Here is a 21,343-nt window from a genome sequence, read left to right on the forward strand (position 1 = left end):
TGGACGCCACTCTGGCTCGCTCATTCACTGGAATCACACCATGTCCCGACTGCCTGTCGTATTTGTTTCCCACGGCTCACCCATGTTCGCTGTCGATCCGGGCATCGCGGGCCCCGCGCTGACAGCCCTGGGCCAGCAGCTGCCGCGCCCGAAGGCGGTGCTCATCGTGTCGCCGCACTGGATGACGCCTGAGCCGCGTGTGACCACCTCGATTGCGCCACCGACCGTGCACGACTTCGGGGGCTTTCCGCCGGCGCTCTACGGCTTGGACTACCCTGCGCCCGGGCAGCCCGCGCTGGCCGGGCGCGCCATCGCTGTGTTGCGCGCCGTTGGTTGGGCGGCCGAGGCCGATCCACAGCGTGGCCTGGACCATGGCGCATGGGTGCCTTTGAGCTACCTGTTCCCGCAGGCCGATGTCCCGGTTTTTCAGGTGTCGTTGCCGGCTCGCCTCGATGGCGCGCAGGCGTATGCGTTCGGTCAGGCGCTGGCGCCCCTGGCCGACGAGGGCGTGCTCATCGTCGGCTCGGGCAGCCTCACGCACAACCTCTACGAAGTGCGTTTCGACACGCCCGACGCCGTGGGCGAGGCCTATGCCCTGGGGTTTTCGGCCTGGATACAGGAAACGCTGGCCAGCCACGATCACGAGCGCCTGCAGCAGACCATGGCGCTGGCACCCCAGGCCCTGCGCGCCCATCCCACGCCGGAACACCTGTGGCCGCTGATGGTGGCGGCGGGCGCTGCGGGCACCGATGCACCGGTCTCGCGCATCGAAGGTGGGATGACCTATGGCGTGCTGTCCATGGATGGCTTCCTGTTCGGTGGCCTGCCGGCCCCGACCGCCGAGCCGCTTGCCGCCTAAGCGGCTTGAGCTTTTGGTGCCTGCAGATTTCCTTTGGCCCTTCCTGTGTTGCATCTCGAGGTCGGGGCTCGGTCCACCGCGGTCTGCCTCCTATGGTTTTGACGCCGCTGTGGGCGACGCGCTCATCCTGAGCTTGCGGGAATTCATGCGCCACCTTGGCGTGGATGCACTTTAAACGCCGGATTGATCGCCTGGAGATGGCGGGGCTGCGCCTGTCATCAAACATTCACGTGCTTGACTTATTCTGGGCTTTGCTGGATTCTGCGAAGGTGCAGATTTCGGCGATGGCTGGCACGCTTCGTGCAGGCTTTTCGTGAGTTCCAACGTTTCATCCAACTTCCCCGAAAGCGAGTCTTCCCATGAAGATCAAGTTCACTACCCTTGCCTTGGCCGCTGCGGCCTTGATGACCAGCGCTGCCCACGCCGACGACAAAACCCTGCGCCTGCTGACCTGGGGGGGCTATGCGCCGAAAGACGTGATCGAGCAGTTCACGAAAGAGACCGGCTATACCGTCGAGGTCACCACCTCCAACAACGAAGAAATGATCTCCAAGCTGCGCGCCACGGGCGGCGCCGGTTTCGATCTGGTCCAGCCCAGCCAGGACCGCATCGCCGGTCCGCAGACCGAGTTCCGCATCTACAAGCCCATGGACATGAGCAAGCTCAAGGCCGAGCTGTTCATTCCTTCGATGCTGAAGTCCACCGAAAAGAACACCACGGTCAACGGCAAGATTTATGGCGTGCCACACATCTGGGGCACCGATGGCCTGGTGGTCAACACCAAAACCTCCAAGGCCATGGACTACGCCGACCTGTGCGCGCCTGAAAACGCGGGCAAGGTCAGCATGCGCCTGAAGCGTCCAACACTGATTGCTTTTGCCTTTGCTTCGGGCAAGGACCCGTTTGCCCTCTACAACGACCCCAAGGCCTATGGCGCCTTGATGGACGAAATGGGCAAGAAGTTGGCCGACTGCAAGGCCAATGTGAAGTTTTACTGGGACGCCAAGGACCAGCTGCTGGCCGGCATCCGTTCGGGTGAACTGACCACGGCCATGATGTGGGACACCGGCGGCTGGGAGCTCAACAAGGCCAACCCCGATGTGAAATTCATCGCGCCGAAATCGGGTGCCCTGGGCTGGGTGGATACCTTTGCCCTGCCCGCCAAAGGCAAGAATGACGCAGCCGCCTACGCGTGGATCAACTACAACATGCGCCCGGAAGTCGCGGCCAAAGTGGCCAGCGCTGCCGGCAACTTCACCGCCAGCAAAGGCGCCGACCAGATGATGGACCCGGTGCTCAAGAAGCAGTTCGCCGAGAGCTTCCCGGAAGCTGCGCTGAACAACATCAAGTGGTACCCCGCTGTGCCGGCTGGCATCGAGGAGATCGAAGGTCGCGTGCTCGACCGCGTCAAAGCCGGCAAGTAAGCCCAGCTGCGCCGCGTGTCCGACATCAACGCAGGCAGTCCCGCCGCGTTGGATCTCGAAGTCTTGGCAGCCCGCAAACGCTACGGTGCGTTTGCGGCGGTCGATGATTTGAGTTTCAACGTGCCGCGGGGCTCATTTTTTTCCATCCTTGGCCCATCGGGCTGCGGCAAGACCACGCTGCTGCGCATGATTGCGGGATTCATACCGCCCGACGCGGGTGACATCCGCATCAAGGGCCAGTCCATGGCGGGCGTGGGTCCCAACAAGCGCCCGGTCAACATGGTGTTCCAGCACCTGGCCTTGTTTCCCATGATGAACGTGGGCGAAAACATCGCCTATGGCCTGGAGCGCCGCGGTGTCAAAGGGGCTGCGGCCAAAGTCCAGGTGATCGACATGCTCAAGCGTGTCGGGTTGCCGGGCAGCGAGGGCAAACGCATCGACCAGCTTTCCGGCGGCCAGAAACAGCGCGTGGCGATTGCCCGCTCCCTGGTGTTGGAGCCGGCGCTGTTGCTGCTCGACGAGCCCTTGGGCGCACTCGATCTGAAACTGCGGGAGCACATGAAGGTGGAGCTCAAACAATTGCAGGCCGAGGTGGGCACCACCTTTGTGTACATCACGCACGACCAGTCGGAGGCCTTGGTGATGTCCGATCAGGTGGCCGTGATGAACCACGGCAAGTTTGAGCAGGTGGGCAGCCCTCAGCAGTTGTACTACCAGCCGAAAACCGCTTTTGTGGCCGGCTTCGTGGGCAACAGCAACCGCTTCGAAGGCGTGATCGAATCGCGCAACGGTGAACAGGTCGAGTTGCGCACCGCACAAGGCCTGGGGCTCTGGGCGCAGCGCATGGGCACAGCAGACGTGGGCCAAAAAGCCACGCTGTTCATCCGGCCTGAAGCCATTGAGATCGGGCGAAATGCCAACGAGTTGCCTGCGGGTGATCCGGTGTGGAGTGCCCGCGTACAAAGCGTGTTGTTCGACGGCGGCAACTCCACCGTGCAAGTGACCGAGTCGCGGTCGCAAGCAGCCATGCAGATCGCCTTGCCGTTGACAGGCCGCCTGGCCGATTTGCGCGCGGGCGATACGGTGCATTTCGGTTATCAGCCTGCCCAGGCCTGGTGCTTCGCTGTATGACGGGGTCCTCTCAACACCGCTGGATGCTGGGCCTCTTGCTGGCTCCAGCGTTGCTGTGGCTGTTCGGCCTGGTGATCCTGCCCCACATCGAGTTGCTGGTGTTGTCTTTGCAGGGCCGCGTTGGTCCGGGGGAATACGCGTTCAGCACCGAGCAATACCAGACCTTCATCGACGAGCCGCTGTATTGGAACACCTTTGTGCGCACCGCCACGATGTCGGTGCTGGCCACGTTGCTGACCTTGCTGCTGGCATTTCCTGCGGCCTGGTACATCGCCAAGATAGCGCGTGGGCGCGCCAAGACGGCCTTGCTGGTTTTGTGCCTGCTGCCCTTCTGGGTCAGTGAGATGGTGCGCACGCTGGGTTGGTTGATTCTGTTGCGCGAAACGGGCGTGGTGTCCAGCGTGTTGCAGGTGGTGGGGCTCGCCGACCAACCGGTGGAGTTGCTGTACCACGATGCCACGATTCTGGTGGGCCTGGTGTATGCCTCGCTGCTGTTCATGGTGATCCCGCTGGTCAACAGCCTGGAGAGCCTGGACGACAGCCTGATTGAAGCCGCCTACGACCTGGGTGGCTCCACCGCCAACATCGTGCGGCGCATCGTCATCCCCCACGCTGCGCCGGGCATTGCCGCCGGCTCCATCGTGGTCTTCATGCTGTGCCTGGGCAACTACCTCACCCCCACCTTGCTGGGTGGCAAGAACTCGCTCTGGTTCACCGAGCAGATCTACACCCAGTTCATCACCCGATTCAACTGGAACCAGGGCGCGGCGTTCGGCTTCCTGCTGCTGTTCCTGTCCACCGCGCTGGTCTGGGCTGGCTTGAAAATCACAGGCCAGCGCTTTGGCGCGGTGATGAAAACATGAAACAGCACAAGCCCGTTCCTGGTTGGTGGTGTGACGTTCAATCCGCAGTTGAGGTGATCGGATGATCCCCAGCCTTCCACGCCCCTGGGCACAGCGTGTCGGCCTGAACGGGTTCATGGTTGGCTTCTTTGTGTTCCTGTTTGTGCCCTTGCTGGTGGTGGCGGTGTTCGCTTTCAACGATGCGGCCTATCCCACGCCACCCTGGAAGGGCTTCACACTGGACTGGTTCACGGCCAACACCGACGAGCGGGTGGGTCTGTTGTTCGACCGTGATTTGCTCAAGAGCCTGGGTACCAGCGCCTGGGTTGCCCTGTGGGTGACGCTGTTGTCGGTGGGTGTGGGCACCTGCAATGCCTTCCTGCTGGAGCGTTTTGAGTTCCCCGGCAAGAACGCGGTCGCGATGCTGACCATGCTGCCGCTGGTCATCCCCGGTGTGATCCTGGGCATCTCCATCCTGGCCTTCGCCAGCCGCATCGCCAACTTCGCCTACGACACCTGGGACATCGAGCTGGAGTTCTTGCGCCCCGGTTTGCCGCTGGTGATCCTGGGCCAGTTCTGTTACATCGTCACCATCGCCACGCTCACCATTTCGGCCAGCCTGCGGCGCTTTGACCGCACGCTGGAAGAAGCTGCGCTGAACTTGGGCGCCAGCCGCGCAGCGGTTCTGCGGACCATCACGTTGCCGTATTTGCGGCCCAGCATGATCGGCGCGGGCGCCATGGCTTTCCTGATGTCGTTTGAGAACTTCAACACCACGTTGATGCTGGTGGGCTCCGACTCGCCGCTGACCGTGCTGATGTACAGCCGCATGCGCGAAGGCGCCACGCCCGTGCTCAATGCGGTGAGCCTGTTCCTGATGGTCGCGTCAGCCGTGCTGGCCCTGCTGCTGTTGTGGCGAGGCGGTGCGAAGCCGGCGCCCGAGGGCCACTGAGAGAGCACCACCGTGGCTTACCTGCACACCATCGGCTCGCGGCAATACCCATTTGATGACCTGCGCACGCTGATGGGGCGGGCATCGCCTTTGCGCTCGGGCGATCAGTTGGCCGGCGTGGCCGCGGCCGACGCCACCGAGCGGATCGCGGCTCAGATGGCCCTGTCCGATGTGCCTCTGACCCGCTTCCTGAGCGAAACTGTGGTGCCCTATGAGGCCGACGAAGTGACCCGGCTCATTATCGACACCCACGATGCAGCGGCGTTCGCTCCCGTGAGTCATCTCACGGTGGGGGATTTTCGCAACTGGTTGTTGAGCGAGGCCGCAGACACGGCAGCGCTTGGCGCGCTGGCACCCGGGCTCACGCCCGAGATGGTGGCCGCGGTGAGCAAGCTCTGCCGGGTGCAAGACCTGGCGCTGATCGCACGCAAATGCTCGGTGGTCACGCGCTTTCGAAACACGCTGGGCCTGCCCGGCCGGCTGGCCACGCGGCTGCAGCCCAACCACCCCACCGACAACCTCAAGGGCATCGCTGCGAGCCTGATCGATGGCCTGCTCATGGGCAGTGGTGATGCGGTGATCGGCATCAACCCGGCCAGTGACAACGTGCCGCAGGTGATGCGGTTGCTGAACATGCTGGACGAGGTGATCCAGGGCTACGCCATGCCCGCGCAAAGCTGCGTTTTGACCCACGTGACCAACACGCTGCAGGCGATGGAACGCGGCGCACCGGTGGATCTGGTGTTCCAGTCCATCGCCGGCACAGAAGCGGCCAACCGCGGGTTCGGCATTGACTTGTCTTTGCTGGCCGAAGCGCGTGCGGCGGCTCTGTCTTTGCAGCGAGGGGCGTTGTTCGACGAGGGTCATCGCGGAGAGCACGTGATGTATTTCGAAACCGGGCAGGGCAGTGCGCTCTCGGCCAACGCGCACCATGGTTGCGATCAGCAAACGATCGAAGCGCGCGCTTACGCAGTGGCGAGGCATTTCAAGCCATTGCTGGTTAACACGGTGGTCGGCTTCATCGGCCCCGAGTATCTGTTCGACGGCAAGCAGATCCTGCGAGCCGGCCTGGAAGACCATTTTTGCGGCAAGTTGCTGGGCGTGCCCATGGGTTGCGATGTTTGTTACACCAACCACGCCGAAGCGGACTCTGACGACATGGACGCCTTGCTGACGCTGTTGTGCGCCGCCGGTGTCAACTTCATCATGGGCGTGCCGGGCGCCGACGACATCATGCTCAACTACCAGAGTACATCGTTTCACGATGCCCTGGCCATGCGCCAGTTGCTGGGCTTGAAGGCGGCCCCCGAATTTGAAACCTGGCAACAACGAATGGGTTTGACCCAGTCGCAGGATGCGGGGTTGGGTGGTGCGCCCTGGCGGTTGTCCGGTGACTTGCCGCCAGCGTTTGCCCAACGCATTCAACGGCTGATCGCCTGATGACCACGCCCGCCAGCTGGAACAGCCTGCGTGCGTTCACCGACGCGCGCATCGCGCTTGGCCGTGCGGGGGTGAGCCAGCCCACGGTTGCCCATCTGGATTTTCAGCTGGCCCATGCGCAAGCACGCGATGCCGTGCATGGCCAGCTGGATGTTGTCGATATGAAACAAACCCTGGAGGCGTTGGAGCCGGGCGTGTTGCAGCTGCACAGCGCCGCGCCCGATCGCACCCACTACCTGCAGCGCCCCGACTGGGGGCGTCGCCTCGATGCGCCTTCGCGGGACAAGGCCATGGGCCAGCGACCCGCCGAAGGTGCAGCGCCCTATGACCTGGCTGTGGTGGTGGCCGATGGGCTCTCCGCGCTGGCGGTGCAGCGCCATGCGCCGACCTTGCTCGGCCACCTGTTGCCGCTGTTGCGCGACGATGCCGCGCTGCGCTGGCACCTGGCGCCACTGGCGGTGGTTGAGCAGGGCCGGGTCGCGGTGGGCGATGAAGTGGGCGAGTGCCTGGGAGCGCGTTGCTCGCTGGTCTTGATTGGCGAGCGGCCAGGTTTGAGCTCTCCGGACAGCCTGGGCGCGTACTTCACCTGGGCCCCTCGGGTGGGGCGCAGCGATGCCCAGCGCAACTGCATCTCCAATATCCGCGACGCAGGCCTGGCGCCCGCCTTGGCTGCCCGAAAACTCCACACTTTGTTGTCAGAAGCTCGCCGCCGCGAAGTGTCGGGCATCGAACTGAAAGATGAAACCACCGATGGGATGGAACTGGCAGTGCCTTTGAACACTTCGCAGATCTCATCATCTTGAGGTGCCTGTACAGGCGGTTGCACGGCACCCTGGGTGCTCACATTTATTACAAGTGCATTTAAGGTTGGCTTCAAGTTGGGCGGTTGCAATACATCCACCAGCACATGCTGGGTGTTTCCAAACAAGGATGTTTCATGAAGAAGATTATTCTCGCGGCTGCCCTCTTCGCCGTCGCTGGTATGGCGTTTGCTGAACCCTCGTGCAGCGTGCCCAAGGAAAAGTGGATGCCAGAAGCCACCTTCAAGAAGATGGTGGAAGAGCAGGGCTACGCGATCAAGACCTTCAAGGTCAACAAGGGCCAGTGTTATGAGGTTTATGGCAAGAAAGACGGCAAGAACGTCGAGCATTGGTTCAATCCAGAGACCGGCGCCCAGGTGACCAAGTAATTGATCACCTAAGCGGCGACCGTTGCAGATGAACCCCTCCCAGATCATGGAAACCAGCCGCCCTGTGTGGGACCGTTTCGTGCGGTTCTTTCACTGGACGGTGGTGAGCTGCGTTTTTCTCAACTACTTTGTGTTTGAGGCAGGTGAGTGGCCGCACCAATGGGCGGGCTATCTGGCCACGGGCTTTGTGGTTGCGCGCATTGGCTGGGGGTTCATCGGTTCGCGCCATGCGCGCTTCTCAGATTTTTTCCCCACGCCGTCCCGCCTGACGCAACACCTTCGGGCCGTGCGCATGGGTCAGCCCGTTCACCATTGGGGCCACAACCCTTTGGGGGCACTCATGATGCTGGCGCTCATGTCGGTGGTGTTGACGCTGGGCTTCACGGGCTGGTTGCAAGGCACAGATGCCTTTTTTGGTGAAGAGTGGCTGCAAGATTTGCACCGCTACCTGGCCAACTCGCTGATGACGCTGGTGGGACTTCATGCGACATCAGCCCTGATCATGGGTCGCGTCGAGCGCACGCGCCTGGTCAAAGCCATGGTGACTGGGGTCAAAGAGCGCTACTGACACTGGACCCGGCAGGGCAGGTCCGCGCTGTGCCAAACTTGCGTCATGAGTGCGCCGTCTTACACCGTCAACGAAGCCGAAGTGGATTTCACTGCCATCCGGGCGCAAGGCTCGGGCGGTCAGAACGTGAACAAGGTGTCCAACGCGGTCCACCTGCGCTTCGCCATCCACGGATCCTCCTTGCCGGAAGCGATTCGTGAACGCCTGCTGTGCCTGAGCGATCAGCGCATCACCACCGAAGGCGTGGTGGTGATCAAGGCGCAGACCAGTCGCAGTCTGGAACAGAACAAGGCCGATGCGCTGGCACGCTTGCAGGCCCTGGTGGACAGCGTGGCCATCTTGCCCAAAAAACGCAAAGCCACGCGACCGACCCTGGGGTCTCAGCGGCGCCGCGTCGACAGCAAAGTCAATCGCGGCCAGATCAAGGCTTCGCGCGGGCGTGTTTCGGGCGGGGATTGATCGGTTTCAGCGCTTGAAAACCGTTGCGTCGGTGATGACCGTGTTCATGGGGCGCCGCTGACCAGCCAGGTGGTCTTCCATGCATTGCAGCACCAGTGGGCTGCGGTGGCGATCCACGCTGGCGCGGATTTCATCGGGCGTCATCCACAGCGTGCGCACGATGCCGGTGTCCAGAGCGCGCCCTGGTTCCTCGGCCCCCAACTCACCCGCATAGGCAAAGCGCAGGTAAGTGACGTCTTCGCCGGTGGCTTCGCGTTGGAAACGCGACATGTAGATGCCCACGAGTGCCGTGGGCGTGAACGCGTGGGCCGTTTCTTCCAGGGCTTCGCGGGCGGCGCCTTGCTCGGGGCTCTCGCCCGGATCGAGGTGGCCGGCCGGGTTGTTCAGCCGCAAACCTTCGGGCGTGTGTTCTTCAATCAGCATGTAGCGGCCGTCACGCTCGATGACCGCCGCTACAGTGACATTGGGTTTCCATCGGGTGTTCATGGAAGGCGATTATCCGGGATTGGCGGGCTATTCAGGTGGCGGTCGCGTGTGTCGGTGGCACCTCAAGGACATACCCTGATGGGTAGCTGCGGCACAATCCCTCACAATCTGACGGTGTCCTGACGGGTGGCTATGCTGATGTGGCATGACATCGCAAGGCCCGTTCGAGAGTGGTGGGTGATTGGCAACCCACCTCGGATCGCGTTTTTTCAAAACATTGCATTGAGGAGCTCCCCATGACTTCTGCCGTATCGACTGAAACCGCAGCGGCCAGCGCTGCCGCACCAACGCCTCAGCGCATCGGGGTACCGCGCGAGGTCTTCCCTGGTGAAAAACGCGTCGCCACCGTCCCTGAGGCCGTGGTCAAGCTGGTCAAGCTGGGGTTCGCTGTGGTGCTGGAAACCGGCGCGGGCGACCTGGCCAACTTCAGCGATGACGATTACCGCGCGGCCGGCGCCAGCATCGCCGGCTCGGCCGCCGAGTTGTGGAGCAGCAGCGACATCGTCTTCAAGATGCGCGGCCCGACGCCGGAAGAAGTTGAGCTGATGCATGAGGGTCAGACTCTGATCGGCTTCATCTGGCCAGCCCAGAACCCCGAGCTGATGCAGCTGCTCGCCGCGAAGAAAGTCACGGTACTGTCCATCGACGCGCTGCCGCGCATGCTCAGCCGCGCGCAGAAGATGGATGCACTGACCTCGATGGCCGGCGTCAGCGGCTACCGGGCCGTGGTTGAAGCCGCCAACGCTTTCGGCCGCTTCTTCAATGGTCAGATCACGGCAGCGGGCAAGGTGCCTCCGGCCAAGGTCTTCATCGCCGGTGCTGGCGTGGCTGGCCTGGCCGCCATCGGCGCGGCCTCCAGCCTGGGTGCCATCGTGCGGGCCAACGACACCCGCGCGGAGGTGGCCGACCAGGTGGTGTCGCTGGGCGGCGAGTTCGTCAAGGTGGATTACGAGGAAGAAGGCTCGGGCGGCGGCGGTTATGCCAAGGTGATGAGTGAGGGGTTCCTGCAGGCTCAGCGCGAGATGTACGCGAAACAGGCGCGCGAGGTGGACATCATCATCACCACCGCGCTCATCCCCGGCAAGCCCGCACCCCGGCTGATCACGGCCGAGATGGTCCGCAGCATGAAGCCCGGCAGCGTGATCGTCGACATGGCCGCGGAGCAGGGCGGCAACTGCGAGCTGACCGAGCCCGGTCAGGCGGTGGTGAAGCACGGCGTGACCATCGTCGGCTACACCGATCTGGCCTCGCGCATGGCACAACAATCGTCCACTTTGTACGCGAACAACCTGTTTCGGCTGAGCGAAGAGTTGTGCAAGACCAAGGACGGCGTCATCAACGTCAACATGGAAGACGACGCCATCCGCGGTCTGACCGTGGTGAAGCATGGTGAGATTACCTGGCCTGCACCGCCACTGGCTGCCGCGCCGAAGCCACCGCCCAAGCCCGCTGCTGCCCCTGCAGCGAAGAAAGGCCATGGTCACGGCGAGGCTTCCGGGCCGATGCCTGCCCGCAAGCTGCTGGTCGTCGCCGGTGTCACCGCCGTGCTGTTCGCTCTGGTGGGCGCTTACGCGCCTGCCGAGTTCCTGTCGCACTTCACGGTGTTCGTGCTGGCCTGCTTCGTGGGCTACATGGTGGTGTGGAACGTGAAGCCCGCGCTGCACACCCCGCTGATGAGTGTGACCAACGCCATCAGTTCCATCATCGCCATCGGCGCGCTGGTGCAGATATCGCCCCTGGCCAACGCCGGCGAGCGGCCCAACGGCTTGATCGGCGTCTTGGCTGCCATTGCGCTGGTGCTCACCGCCATCAACATGTTCGGCGGCTTTGCCGTCACCCAGCGCATGCTGGCGATGTTCCGCAAATAAGAAGGAGACCCACTCATGTCATCAAGTCTGGCCACGGTCTCCTACATCGGAGCAACCATCCTCTTTATTCTCAGCCTGGGCGGTCTGTCCAACCAGCAAACGGCGCTGCGCGGCAACCTGTACGGCATGGTCGGCATGTCGCTGGCTGTGCTGGCCACGGTGTTTGGCCCTCAGGTCACGCTCGCCGGTGTGCCCTGGATCATCGTCGCCATGCTGATTGGCGGGGGCATTGGCCTGTACGCCGCACGCACCGTGCAAATGACGCAGATGCCAGAGCTCGTGGCGCTGATGCACAGCATGGTGGGCATGGCCGCCGTCTTGGTGGGTTTTGCCACCTATGTGGATCCAGTCGCGTCCATGGGTATTGAAGGCGCCGCGCACTCGATCCACCAAATGGAAATCTACATCGGCATCTTCATTGGCGCCGTCACGTTTTCGGGCTCCATCGTGGCCTTCGGCAAACTCTCGGGCCGCATCGGTGGCAGCCCCATGCTGCTGCCGGGTCGCCACTGGATGAACCTGGCCGGCTTGGTGGCCGTGATCATCTTTGGACGCTTCTTTTTGCACGCCGAATCGGTCGCAGGCGGCATGTTCCCGTTGTTCGTGATGACCGTCATCGCGCTGCTGTTCGGCGTGCACATGGTGATGGCCATCGGTGGCGCCGACATGCCGGTGGTGGTGTCGATGCTCAACAGCTACTCGGGCTGGGCGGCGGCGGCCACCGGTTTCATGCTGTCCAACGACTTGCTGATCGTGACCGGTGCGCTGGTCGGCTCCAGCGGTGCCATCCTGTCCTACATCATGTGCAACGCGATGAACCGCAGCTTCATCAGCGTGATCGCCGGTGGTTTCGGTACCACCAAAGCTGCGCCCAAGGCAGCGGGTGGGGCGGCCGAGCCGGTTGGCGAGGTGTCTCCCATCCTCGCCCAGGAGACCGCCGAGCTGCTGCGCGACGCCAAGAACGTGGTCATCGTGCCCGGTTACGGCATGGCGGTGGCGCAGGCGCAGCACACGGTGTTTGAGATCACGCGTTACCTGCGTGAGAAGGGCGTGAACGTGCGTTTCGGCATCCACCCGGTGGCCGGCCGCATGCCCGGCCACATGAACGTGCTGCTGGCCGAGGCCAAGGTGCCCTATGACATCGTGTTCGAGATGGACGAGCTGAACGACGACTTTCCCACCACCGATGTGGTCATGGTGATCGGTGCCAACGACATCGTGAACCCGGCGGCGCAGGACGACCCGACCAGCCCGATCGCCGGCATGCCAGTGCTCGAAGTCTGGAAGGCACGCACCTCCATCGTGATGAAGCGCAGCATGGCCGCGGGCTATGCCGGGGTGGACAACCCGTTGTTCTACAAAGACAACAACCGCATGCTGTTTGGCGACGCCAAGAAGATGCTCGACGAAGTGCTGACGGCGTTGAAGGCCTGACTGGCGCTCTGATGCTGGCGATCAACGGGCTTTTTTGGTGTTCGGTGACGTCAAGCAAGTGGTCGAGGGCCGGAGCATGGCGATCGAATCCGGCTGGGTTCTGGCCTCGCAAGAGGGCGAACATTTTGGGTGGCCCTTCCTGTTTTCATAGCAGCAGGACGGGCCACAGCGCTTTTTTAGAGTGGGCTGTCAGTATTTCGTCAGGGAAAAACACGAGCCCCTGATGTTGGTTTTTGTCGGAGAATGTTGCCCGACCGATTGTTACAAGATACCTGGAGATCACGCATGACCGCATCGACGGCAGACCGCCCCTGGCTGGCCTCGTATTCACCTGGCGTGCCCGCCGACATCGATGTCGAGCAATACCCTTCGCTGGTGCACCTGCTGGAAGAAAGTTTCCAGAAATACGCCAGCCGCACGGCCTACAGCTTCATGGGCAAAGACATCAGCTACGCCCAGGTCGACAGCCTGTCCCAGGCATTTGCCGCCTATTTGCAGGGTCTGGGCCTGGTCAAGGGAGACCGTGTCGCCATCATGATGCCCAACGTGCCGCAGTACCCTGTGGCCGTGGCAGGCATCTTGCGCGCCGGTTTTGTGGTGGTCAACGTCAACCCGCTGTACACCGCCCGCGAGCTGGAGCACCAGCTCAAGGACTCCGGCGCCAAGGCGATTGTCATCATCGAGAATTTCGCGGCCACGCTGGAGCAGTGCATCTCGAAGACGCCCCTGAAGCATGTGGTGCTGGCGGCCATGGGCGATCAGCTCGGGCTGCTGAAGGGTGCGATCGTCAACTATGTGGTGCGCAACGTCAAAAAGATGGTGCCCACTTTCAGCCTGCCCCAGGCGGTGCGGTTCAATGACGCCATCGCGCGCGGTACACGCGGCACGCTCAAGCGGCCCGACATCAAGCCCGACGATGTGGCGGTGCTGCAGTACACCGGGGGCACCACGGGGGTGTCCAAGGGTGCCGTATTGCTGCAGCGCAATGTGATCGCCAATGCCTTGCAGTCAGAGGCCTGGAACGAGCCCGTCATGAAGCAGGTGCCGGCTGGCGAGCAGCCCACCAGCATTTGCGCTTTGCCGCTTTACCATATTTTCGCGTTCACGGTGAACATGATGCTGGGCATGCGCATAGGCGGCAAAGTCATTCTGATTCCCAATCCTCGCGACATGCCTGCCGTGCTCAAAGAGCTGTCCAAGCAGCGTTTCCACAGCTTTCCGGCGGTCAACACCCTTTTCAACGGCCTGGCCAATCACCCCGATATCGATACCGTCGACTGGAGCCACCTCAAAGTTTCGGTGGGCGGCGGCATGGCGGTGCAGGGCGCCGTGGCCAAACTCTGGCTGGAAAAAACGGGTTGCCCTATCTGCGAAGGCTACGGCCTGTCTGAGACGAGCCCGTCGGTCAGCTGCAACCCGGTGACCAACACCGAGTTCACCGGCACCATCGGGTTGCCTTTGCCCAACACCTGGATGAAGTGCATCGACGATGACGGCGACGAAGTGGCCCTGGGGCAGGCTGGAGAGATAGCGATCAAGGGGCCGCAAGTGATGGCCGGCTACTGGCAGCGCCCGGATGAAACCGCCAAGGTGATGACCGCCGATGGCTACTTCAAGACGGGCGACATTGGCGTCATGGACGAGCGCGGGTACTTCAAAATTGTGGACCGCAAGAAAGACATGGTGCTGGTCAGCGGGTTCAACGTTTATCCCAACGAAATCGAGGAGGTGGTCGCTGATCTGCCGGGTGTGCTCGAGTGCGCGGTGGTGGGTGTGGCCGATGACAAATCGGGTGAGGCGGTCAAGCTGGTGATCGTGAAAAAGGACGACTCCCTCACGGAAGCGGCGGTGCGCGCTTTCTGCAAAGCCAACCTCACAGGCTACAAGCAACCCAAGGTGATCGAGTTCCGGGAGGATCTGCCCAAGACCCCGGTGGGCAAGATCTTGCGGCGCGAACTGCGCGACAAGAAGTAAACCCGCGAGCACGGTTTCCTGAAAGAACGCCCGGACAGCGCTTGCGAGCCTGGCCCGGGCGTTTTGCCTGGAGCGTGTGGCTCACACCTTGTAGGTGGAGAGCAGAATGCTGGTTTCGGTGCCTGCGATCCCGTCGATCAGGCGAATTTGGCCCAGCACACGGTCAAACGCCTCCAGCGTGTCGGCCTGCAGTTCGACCACGATGTCCCACCGCCCGTTGGTGGAGTGCAGGCGCGACACGTTGGGGTGGCCTCTCAAGGCCCGCAGCACCTCGGGGCCCCGGCTGCCCTCCACCGCAACGGTCATGAGCGCACCTATGCGGTGGGCTTCGGTCTGGGGGCGCAGGCGCACCGTGTAGCCCACGATGACACCCTCTCGCTGGAGCCGAGCCAGGCGGTTTTGCACCGTGCCCCGGGCGACCTTGAGTTTGCTCGCCAGGGTGGCGACGGGCAGGCGGGCGTCATCGCGCAACAAGGCGATCAATTCGCGGTCGGTGTCGTCGATGGTGGTCATATTGCTAGATTGATAGATCAAAGTGATCGGTGTGTTGATCATATCGGCCGGTTTGATGGCTGGAAATTGCCCTTGCCTCACACGACACTGCACCTAGGGCTCGCGCATTGAGTGGGGGCCATTCGAATCCAAATGCCATGTCGTCCACTGCTGTTGCTGCTTCGTCCGTCGCCCGTTTTTCCGTGCAAGCCCCTTCGGCAGTGGTCATGGTCCGGCCCCACCGGTTTCACCCCAACCCCCAGACCGCCGCCGACAACGCGTTTCAGGGCCAGGCGGTCGGCATGGGTGCCGAGCCGCTGGCAGCAGCGGCTTTTCAGGAAGTGAGCCAGGCCGCTGAGGTGCTGGAGGCGCAAGGGGTTCGGGTGCATTTGTTCGAAGACGACGGCTCCGGTGACATGCCCGATGCCGTGTTCCCCAACAACTGGTTTTCCACCCACGCCGGTGGCCATGTGGCCATCTATCCCATGTACTCGCCCAATCGCCGGCGCGAGCGGCGCGCCGACGTCATTGAAATGCTCAAAAGCGAATACCGCGTGCAGGACGTGATCGACTATTCGGGCCTGGAGGCCGACGGGGTGTTCCTGGAGGGCACGGGGGCGATGGTGCTCGACCATGTGGCCCGCGTGGCCTACACAGCGGCGTCCAACCGAGCCCATGCCGTGGCGCTCGAGCGTTTTTGTACCCACTTCAATTTTGAACCCGTGGCCTTTGATACCGCCGACGCCCAAGGACGTGCGGTGTACCACACCAATGTGCTGATGTGTGTGGCCACCGAGTTTGCGCTGGTCGGTCTGGACCTCATCACCGATCCGGTCAGGCGCCAGGCGGTGCGGGCGCGCCTGGAGGAAACCGGTCGCACCGTGATCGCCTTGACGCGCTCGCAGATCGAACACTTTGCGGGCAATGCACTCGAGCTGGTGGGCAGTGCGGGCCGTGTACTGGCCCTGTCGACCCAGGCACATGCCAGTTTGAACGATGAGCAGCAAGTGGCCATTGAGCGGTCGGCACGCCTGTTGCCTCTTGCGGTCCCCACCATCGAGCTGGCCGGTGGTTCGGTGCGTTGCATGCTCGCAGGGATTCATCTCGCCCGGCGTTGAGGTTGCTCGAGCGGGCGACAATGCAGGCTGTCTTGTCTCTGGAGCCTTGGAATGACCCGTATCGCCCTCGTAGCCGCCTTGCACGAAGAACTGGCCAGTGTGCTGGGGCTCATGCCCGACGAACACAAGGAGACCTTCGGGGGGCGCGATTTCTGGGTGGGTCACTTGCACGGCCAAGACGTGGTGGCCGTGCTCAGCGGCATTGGCAAGGTGGCCGCCGCCACCACGGCCACATTGTTGATCCAACAGTTCGGCGTGAGCCGCATCGTGTTCACTGGCGTGGCCGGTGGCTTGGGCCCAGGGGTGAACGTGGGCGATGTCGTGGTGGCCCAGGCGCTGCTGCAACATGACTACGACGTTTCGCCCATCTTTCCGCGCTATGTGATCCCTGGTCACGGTTTGAGCGAGTTTCCGACCGACCAGGCACTGTCCGGTCAATTGGCACAGGCGAGCGCATCGGTGCTGGCGGACTTGTCACAGCACGTGGATGTCAGCAGCATCACCGCCTTTGCGCTGCAACAACCCAGGCTTCACCGAGGTTTGATCATCAGCGGCGACCGATTTGTGTGCACCACATCCGAGAGCGACGCCTTGATGCAGGCGCTGCCCGAAGCGCTGGCCGTGGAGATGGAAGGCGCGGCTTTCGCGCAGGTGTGCAAAGACTTCAACGTGCCGTTGGCCGTGGTCCGCACCATCTCAGACCGAGCCGACGACGAAGCCCACGTTGACTTCCCTCGCTTCCTGAAAGAAGTTGCCAGCAAATACAGCGGCGCCATTATCGAGGCCATGTTCACCGACTGATCGCCCCGGATTCAACATCCAGCGGGTGTCCGGAGCGGCGGGTCTTGCCGAGGATGCCGCGGAACCGGCTCCGCCGGGCCGCCTCAAGGCGAATCAGCCCCCTTGGGGGGCAGCGACCCGCACAGCGGCGGAGTGTGGGGGCCGCCGACCGCAGCGCAGGGCCGCCCCAAGCCAGGTCAGCCCCCTCGGGGGGGCAGCGACCCGCGCAGCGGCGGAGCGTGGGGGCCGCCGACCGCAGCGCAGGGCCGCCCCAAGCCAGGTCAGCCCCCTCGGGGGGGCAGCGACCCGCGCAGCGGCGGAGCGTGGGGGCCGCCGACCGCAGCGCAGGGCCGCCCCAAGCCAGGTCAGCCCCCTCGGGGGGCAGCGACCCGCACAGCGGCGGAGCGTGGGGGCCGCCGACCGCAGCGCAGGGCCGCCCCAAGCCAGGTCAGCCCCCTCGGGGGGCAGCGACCCGCACAGCGGCGGAGCGTGGGGGCTCTACTTCAACCAGCCCCGCTTGCGGAAATAAAACATGGGCACGGCACCCGACAAAACCATCAACACGAGCGCAAACGGGTAGCCCCATTTTTGACTCAGCTCGGGCATGTACTGGAAATTCATGCCGTACAAGCTCGCGACCAGGGTGGGGGGCAGCAAAGCCACGCTGGCCACTGAGAAGAGCTTGATGATCTTGTTCTGGTTGATGTTGATGAAACCCACCGTGGCGTCCATCAGAAAGTTGATCTTGTCGAACAGGAACGCCGTGTGGCTGTCGAGCGAATCCAGGTCGCGAAGAATCTGGCGCGCGTCTTCAAACTGCTCTGCGTTGAGCAAGCGGCTGCGCATCATGAAGCTCACGGCACGGCGCGTGTCCATCACGTTGCGGCGGATGCGCCCCGACATGTCTTCGTGCCGTGCAATCGCCGAGAGCACCTGGCCGGCGGTGTCGTCTGTCACTGCGCCAGCCAGCACCTGGCGGCTGACCTTTTCCAGGTCGTCGTAAATGTTTTCGAGCGTGTCGGCGCAATATTCGGCGTCGGCGTCAAACAGCATCAACAGCACGTCTTTGGCATTCTCGATCAAGCCGGGCATGCGCCGTGCGCGCATGCGCAGCAAGCGGAACACGGGCACGTCTTCGTCATGAATCGAAAACAGCACACCCTGGCTGCGCAACTTGTCGTTGTGCTCGTTCAAGATGAAAGCCACGCGGATGGCGCGCGGGTTCTCGTTGTCATCGATCAAGAAGTCGCTGCGCACGTGCAGCTCACCGTTGTCCTCCTCAAAGAAACGTGCAGATTCCTCGATGTCTTCGTCCATCGCGTCTTCTGGTATGGACAGGCCAAAGATGCGTTTGACCCAGCGTCGCTCCTCGAGCGTGGGAGATTCCAGGTCGATCCAGATTGGCTTGACACCTTCGAGGGCATCGCTGGAATTGATTTCTTCTTGGAACAGGCGGCCGTTGACCAGCGTAAAAACATTGAGCATGGGTGCTCCCCGGCAAAGAAATCTGAGAGGCCGGGGCGCAGCAGGGTGCAGCTCCGGCGGGCGGTGTGGACGGGGCTTTCAGCCGTAGAACCGCCAGGAGGCTGCGAAGCTCACTTCAGTGAAGCCGTTCGGTCAGCCCGCAGTGGAAACGACTGAAAGCACGCAACTGGGGGGCGTGCTTTCCATGGAGGTCGATGCGTGGATGGGAGGGCCCAATTATGGCATTGGCGCGGTGCGCGGATGCACCTGTCAAAGGTTGAAAAACACCTTCAGTTCATCCAGCCGTGCCCAGGCGTCGCGCTCCCCGAGCTCGATCAAGGCATTCACAAAATCGGGCTCGAAGAGCAGGTAGCTGGCCAGGGATGCCGCACTGCCAGCAGAAGCCCGGCCGGTGTCCAGCGCGCCCAAGCCTTTGAGGGTGTTGCGCGTTGCAGCTGGAAGCGCTCCGATGTGTTTGTGTGCGAGCTCGTCCAGAGACAAAGACGGCTGGATGGCCAATACCTGCACCGGGTGGTAGGGCAGCGCTGCTGCGATGTGAGGTGGCAAATGGGCCAGAGTCTCACTCACCCGCTGGGCTTGTTCGACATCGTGCATCAACGTGTCGTGAAAGACGCTGGCCATGGCGTGGCCAGCAATCGTGCCCGCTGTGGGCTCCGGGTTGTAGCGACCCACCAGACCCGAGCGTTGCGGTTGACCGACGCCAATGACCAGTACCCGGCGCGCGCCAAACTGGATGGCCGGCGACAGCGGTGAGAGCTGCCGCATCGAACCGTCGCCAAAATGTTCCTTGTGGCCTTCAACCCACAAAGGCACCGCCGGAAACAGGAACGGGATGGCGCTGGAAGCCATCAGGTGTTCGATGGTGATGGGTTGGAATGCTGCACGCCTGCCTGGCCTGTGCCAGGGGCGCAGTTGATGACCAGGGGCGGTCTGGCAAAAGGTCCAGTGTTCGCCCGAGGTGTAGCTGGAGGCTGTGATCCCCAATGCCTCGATCACGCCGCGCGCCAGGGCGCGCTCCAGGCCGGGCAGGTCGATGGCCCTGTGCAAGGTGTCGATCAGGGGCAGGGTGTCGAGCAAGGCGTGGTGGCGCCTGACCTGTCGGGCCAGAATCAGCCCCGCGAGCACGCGGTTGGCGCTGACCCAGCCGGGCGCTTCGAGGCTGTAGACGCGGTCCGAGCGCAGCCCGCTCCAGAACGCGGCCAATTCGGGCAGGGCTTGCAATCCCATCAGTGCGCGGCTCGCGAGGTAGCTGGCGTTCAGCGCCCCGGCCGAGGTGCCAAACAGCCACCGAAACGGAAAGCTGTGCTCATCGGTGGAGTTCACCTTGGGGGACCCGGCCATCACGCGGGCCAGCGCCTTGAGCACGCCTGCCTGGTAGGCGGTGCGGGCTCCGCCGCCCATCAGCACCAGGGCGCAAGCCTTTTCGGTTGACACCGGGGCACGCAAGTCGATGAAGCTGGGGTTGATCAGGGTATCCAGGGACACAAGCGGTGCTTCCGATCGGTGATGCGTGGACGGCAATGGGCCGCCTTTGTCCAAAATCATGACACAGGTCTCCGGTTCGCTGGACGCTCTTTCTGGCGCACTGTCTGCGTCCGTGGCGCGCATGCCTCACCCCGTCCCGGCTTGGACTTTGGGTGCGAGCTCGGTCAGGTGCGGAAAAAGCTGTCACGGTTTCCCGTTGTCGTGCGACCAAGGTGGGGATGGCGCTGCATATGGCAGAGCTGCAACACTTTTTGAAGGACCGCGAACCCCCCACTGTCTTTCCACCCCGTTGCCCTTTACTTTCTTGTCACACCCCCCTGCTCCATCATCATGAAAAAAACCCTGATCGTCCTCGCTGTTGTGGCCACCTCCAGCGCTGCTTTTGCCCAGTCCAACGTTGTGCTCTACGGCGTGGCCGACGCGGCCATCACCAAACGCAGCGATGAGAGTGCCCGCCTCAGCAGCTCATCCGGCCTCAACAACGGCACCAGCCGTTGGGGAGTGCGTGGCACGGAGGACCTCGGTGGCGGCCTGACCGCAGGCTTCAACTACGAGGCCGGTCTCAACCTGGAGACCGGTGCCACCGGTCAGAGTGGCGGCAGTTTCTTTTCTCGTGCAGCCCAGGTGAGCCTGGGGGGGGGTTGGGGTTCGGTGGCGTTCGGGCGTGGCAAGAGCGCGTCGGGCCAGGCCTTGCCGGCCTGGGAATTGACGGGCGACGCCAACTACGCCGTGGCGGTGAAGCAATTTGGTTATGCCGGCGAGACGAGCTCCCGCAACAGCGCGCAGTTGAGCTACACCACACCGAGCATCAGCGGGTTCAGTGCCTCGCTCGCGACGGTGCTCAAGGGCAACCGGGGCACGGCCGCCACGGCCACGGAAGTTGCAGTGGCAGCCGAAGATGCCAAATACGACCTGAACGTTGTCTACAAAGGTGGTCCGCTCTCGGCTGCCGTGTCGTACAACGCGGTTGAAAACGGGGGTGCCAAAGGCGTTCAGATGGGTGCCAAGTACGACTTCGGGACCTTTCAGCTGGCCAGCAGCTACACCGACAGTGAGCAGGCAGGTGGGGCGGTCAACAGCAAGGGCTTTACCCTGGGCGGTGGCATAAAGCTCGGTGCAACGAGCCTGGTGCTCGACGTGGCGCGGGACACCGAGGCCAAAGACACCGATGTGCTGGTTGAGGCCAAGTACGCCCTGAGCAAGCGCACCGTCGCATATGCCTTGTACCTGCGCGATGGCCAGGGCAAGAATCTGGACGACGCCAACAACGTCGGCGTGGGCATCCGCCACAACTTCTGATCGAGCTGGATGGGGGGGCGTCTCATGCGGCGCACCCCTGGCGACCGGGCAGTTCAGC

20 protein-coding genes are annotated in these 21,343 nt (G+C 63.0%); 16 read left to right on the forward strand and 4 right to left on the reverse strand.

The genetic code is table 11. The features are described from left to right. Positions 1 to 40: 40 nt before the first annotated feature. The 10 genes from E5678_RS19180 (at position 41) to arfB (ending at position 8,864) form a co-directional block, all read left to right on the forward strand. Complete coding sequence (locus E5678_RS19180; protein ID WP_136180013.1) at positions 41 to 859, forward strand: class III extradiol ring-cleavage dioxygenase; 819 nt, start codon at positions 41 to 43, stop codon at positions 857 to 859. 359 nt (positions 860 to 1,218) lie between these two features. Beyond that, a complete protein-coding gene (locus E5678_RS19185) occupies positions 1,219 to 2,283 on the forward strand; it encodes an extracellular solute-binding protein (protein ID WP_136180014.1) in 1,065 nt (354 codons plus the stop codon). Positions 2,284 to 2,298: 15 nt separating this feature from the next. Next, a complete protein-coding gene (locus E5678_RS19190) occupies positions 2,299 to 3,414 on the forward strand; it encodes an ABC transporter ATP-binding protein (RefSeq protein WP_247596835.1) in 1,116 nt (371 codons plus the stop codon). Continuing rightward, on the forward strand, positions 3,411 to 4,277 hold the full coding sequence (locus E5678_RS19195; protein ID WP_136180015.1) for an ABC transporter permease: 867 nt from the start codon (positions 3,411 to 3,413) through the stop codon (positions 4,275 to 4,277). The genes E5678_RS19190 and E5678_RS19195 overlap by 4 nt, the downstream gene beginning before the upstream one ends. A 61-nt stretch (positions 4,278 to 4,338) precedes the next feature. Then, the gene (locus E5678_RS19200; RefSeq protein ID WP_136180016.1) at positions 4,339 to 5,208 is read left to right on the forward strand and encodes an ABC transporter permease; all 870 of its coding nucleotides are present in this window, start codon (positions 4,339 to 4,341) and stop codon (positions 5,206 to 5,208) included. A gap of 72 nt (positions 5,209 to 5,280) precedes the next feature. After that, positions 5,281 to 6,648, forward strand: coding sequence for an ethanolamine ammonia-lyase subunit EutB (locus tag E5678_RS19205; protein ID WP_247597053.1), 1,368 nt, complete (start codon positions 5,281 to 5,283; stop codon positions 6,646 to 6,648). After that, positions 6,648 to 7,451: an ethanolamine ammonia-lyase subunit EutC gene (gene eutC / locus E5678_RS19210; RefSeq protein ID WP_136180018.1), complete on the forward strand. Its 804-nt coding sequence runs from the start codon at positions 6,648 to 6,650 to the stop codon at positions 7,449 to 7,451. The genes E5678_RS19205 and eutC overlap by 1 nt, the downstream gene beginning before the upstream one ends. A 134-nt stretch (positions 7,452 to 7,585) precedes the next feature. Then, a complete protein-coding gene (locus E5678_RS19215) occupies positions 7,586 to 7,837 on the forward strand; it encodes a PepSY domain-containing protein (RefSeq protein ID WP_136180019.1) in 252 nt (83 codons plus the stop codon). Between the two features lie 46 nt (positions 7,838 to 7,883). Further along, complete coding sequence (locus tag E5678_RS19220) at positions 7,884 to 8,405, forward strand: cytochrome b/b6 domain-containing protein (RefSeq protein WP_210731952.1); 522 nt, start codon at positions 7,884 to 7,886, stop codon at positions 8,403 to 8,405. Between the two features lie 45 nt (positions 8,406 to 8,450). Further along, positions 8,451 to 8,864, forward strand: coding sequence for an alternative ribosome rescue aminoacyl-tRNA hydrolase ArfB (gene arfB, locus E5678_RS19225; RefSeq protein WP_136180021.1), 414 nt, complete (start codon positions 8,451 to 8,453; stop codon positions 8,862 to 8,864). 6 nt (positions 8,865 to 8,870) lie between these two features. Here arfB and E5678_RS19230 read toward each other — a convergent pair whose 3' ends face one another. After that, a complete protein-coding gene (locus E5678_RS19230) occupies positions 8,871 to 9,350 on the reverse strand; it encodes an NUDIX hydrolase (RefSeq protein WP_136180022.1) in 480 nt (159 codons plus the stop codon). 236 nt (positions 9,351 to 9,586) lie between these two features. Here E5678_RS19230 and E5678_RS19235 point away from each other — a divergent pair, with 236 nt between their 5' ends. The 3 genes from E5678_RS19235 to E5678_RS19245 all read left to right on the forward strand — a co-directional run bounded on the left by E5678_RS19235 (position 9,587) and on the right by E5678_RS19245 (position 14,626). Then, complete coding sequence (locus E5678_RS19235) at positions 9,587 to 11,218, forward strand: Re/Si-specific NAD(P)(+) transhydrogenase subunit alpha (RefSeq protein WP_136180023.1); 1,632 nt, start codon at positions 9,587 to 9,589, stop codon at positions 11,216 to 11,218. 15 nt (positions 11,219 to 11,233) lie between these two features. Beyond that, a complete protein-coding gene (gene pntB / locus E5678_RS19240) occupies positions 11,234 to 12,652 on the forward strand; it encodes a Re/Si-specific NAD(P)(+) transhydrogenase subunit beta (RefSeq protein ID WP_136180024.1) in 1,419 nt (472 codons plus the stop codon). 285 nt (positions 12,653 to 12,937) lie between these two features. Then, the gene (locus E5678_RS19245) at positions 12,938 to 14,626 is read left to right on the forward strand and encodes a long-chain-fatty-acid--CoA ligase (protein WP_136180025.1); all 1,689 of its coding nucleotides are present in this window, start codon (positions 12,938 to 12,940) and stop codon (positions 14,624 to 14,626) included. Positions 14,627 to 14,707: 81 nt separating this feature from the next. Here E5678_RS19245 and E5678_RS19250 read toward each other — a convergent pair whose 3' ends face one another. Then, on the reverse strand, positions 14,708 to 15,139 hold the full coding sequence (locus E5678_RS19250; RefSeq protein WP_136180026.1) for an Lrp/AsnC family transcriptional regulator: 432 nt from the start codon (positions 15,137 to 15,139) through the stop codon (positions 14,708 to 14,710). Positions 15,140 to 15,276: 137 nt separating this feature from the next. On the opposite strand from E5678_RS19250, the gene E5678_RS19255 reads away from it, so the two are divergent. Together E5678_RS19255 and E5678_RS19260 are read left to right on the forward strand one after the other, a co-directional pair. After that, a complete protein-coding gene (locus E5678_RS19255) occupies positions 15,277 to 16,236 on the forward strand; it encodes an arginine deiminase-related protein (protein ID WP_136180027.1) in 960 nt (319 codons plus the stop codon). Between the two features lie 51 nt (positions 16,237 to 16,287). Next, entirely contained in the window at positions 16,288 to 17,037 is a 750-nt protein-coding gene (locus E5678_RS19260) for a 5'-methylthioadenosine/adenosylhomocysteine nucleosidase (RefSeq protein ID WP_136180028.1), read from the forward strand. A gap of 477 nt (positions 17,038 to 17,514) precedes the next feature. On the opposite strand, the gene corA is transcribed toward E5678_RS19260, so the two are convergent. Further along, positions 17,515 to 18,501: a magnesium/cobalt transporter CorA gene (gene corA, locus E5678_RS19265; protein WP_136180029.1), complete on the reverse strand. Its 987-nt coding sequence runs from the start codon at positions 18,499 to 18,501 to the stop codon at positions 17,515 to 17,517. A gap of 249 nt (positions 18,502 to 18,750) precedes the next feature. After that, entirely contained in the window at positions 18,751 to 20,046 is a 1,296-nt protein-coding gene (locus tag E5678_RS19270; protein ID WP_247596836.1) for a patatin-like phospholipase family protein, read from the reverse strand. Between the two features lie 270 nt (positions 20,047 to 20,316). Here E5678_RS19270 and E5678_RS19275 point away from each other — a divergent pair, with 270 nt between their 5' ends. Continuing rightward, positions 20,317 to 21,285, forward strand: a complete 969-nt coding sequence (locus E5678_RS19275) for a porin (protein ID WP_136180030.1) — start codon at positions 20,317 to 20,319, stop codon at positions 21,283 to 21,285. Positions 21,286 to 21,343 lie beyond the last annotated feature (58 nt).

It is taken from the genome of Hydrogenophaga sp. PAMC20947 (assembly GCF_004795855.1).
In the GTDB taxonomy this organism is placed as follows: Bacteria; Pseudomonadota; Gammaproteobacteria; order Burkholderiales; family Burkholderiaceae_C; genus Hydrogenophaga.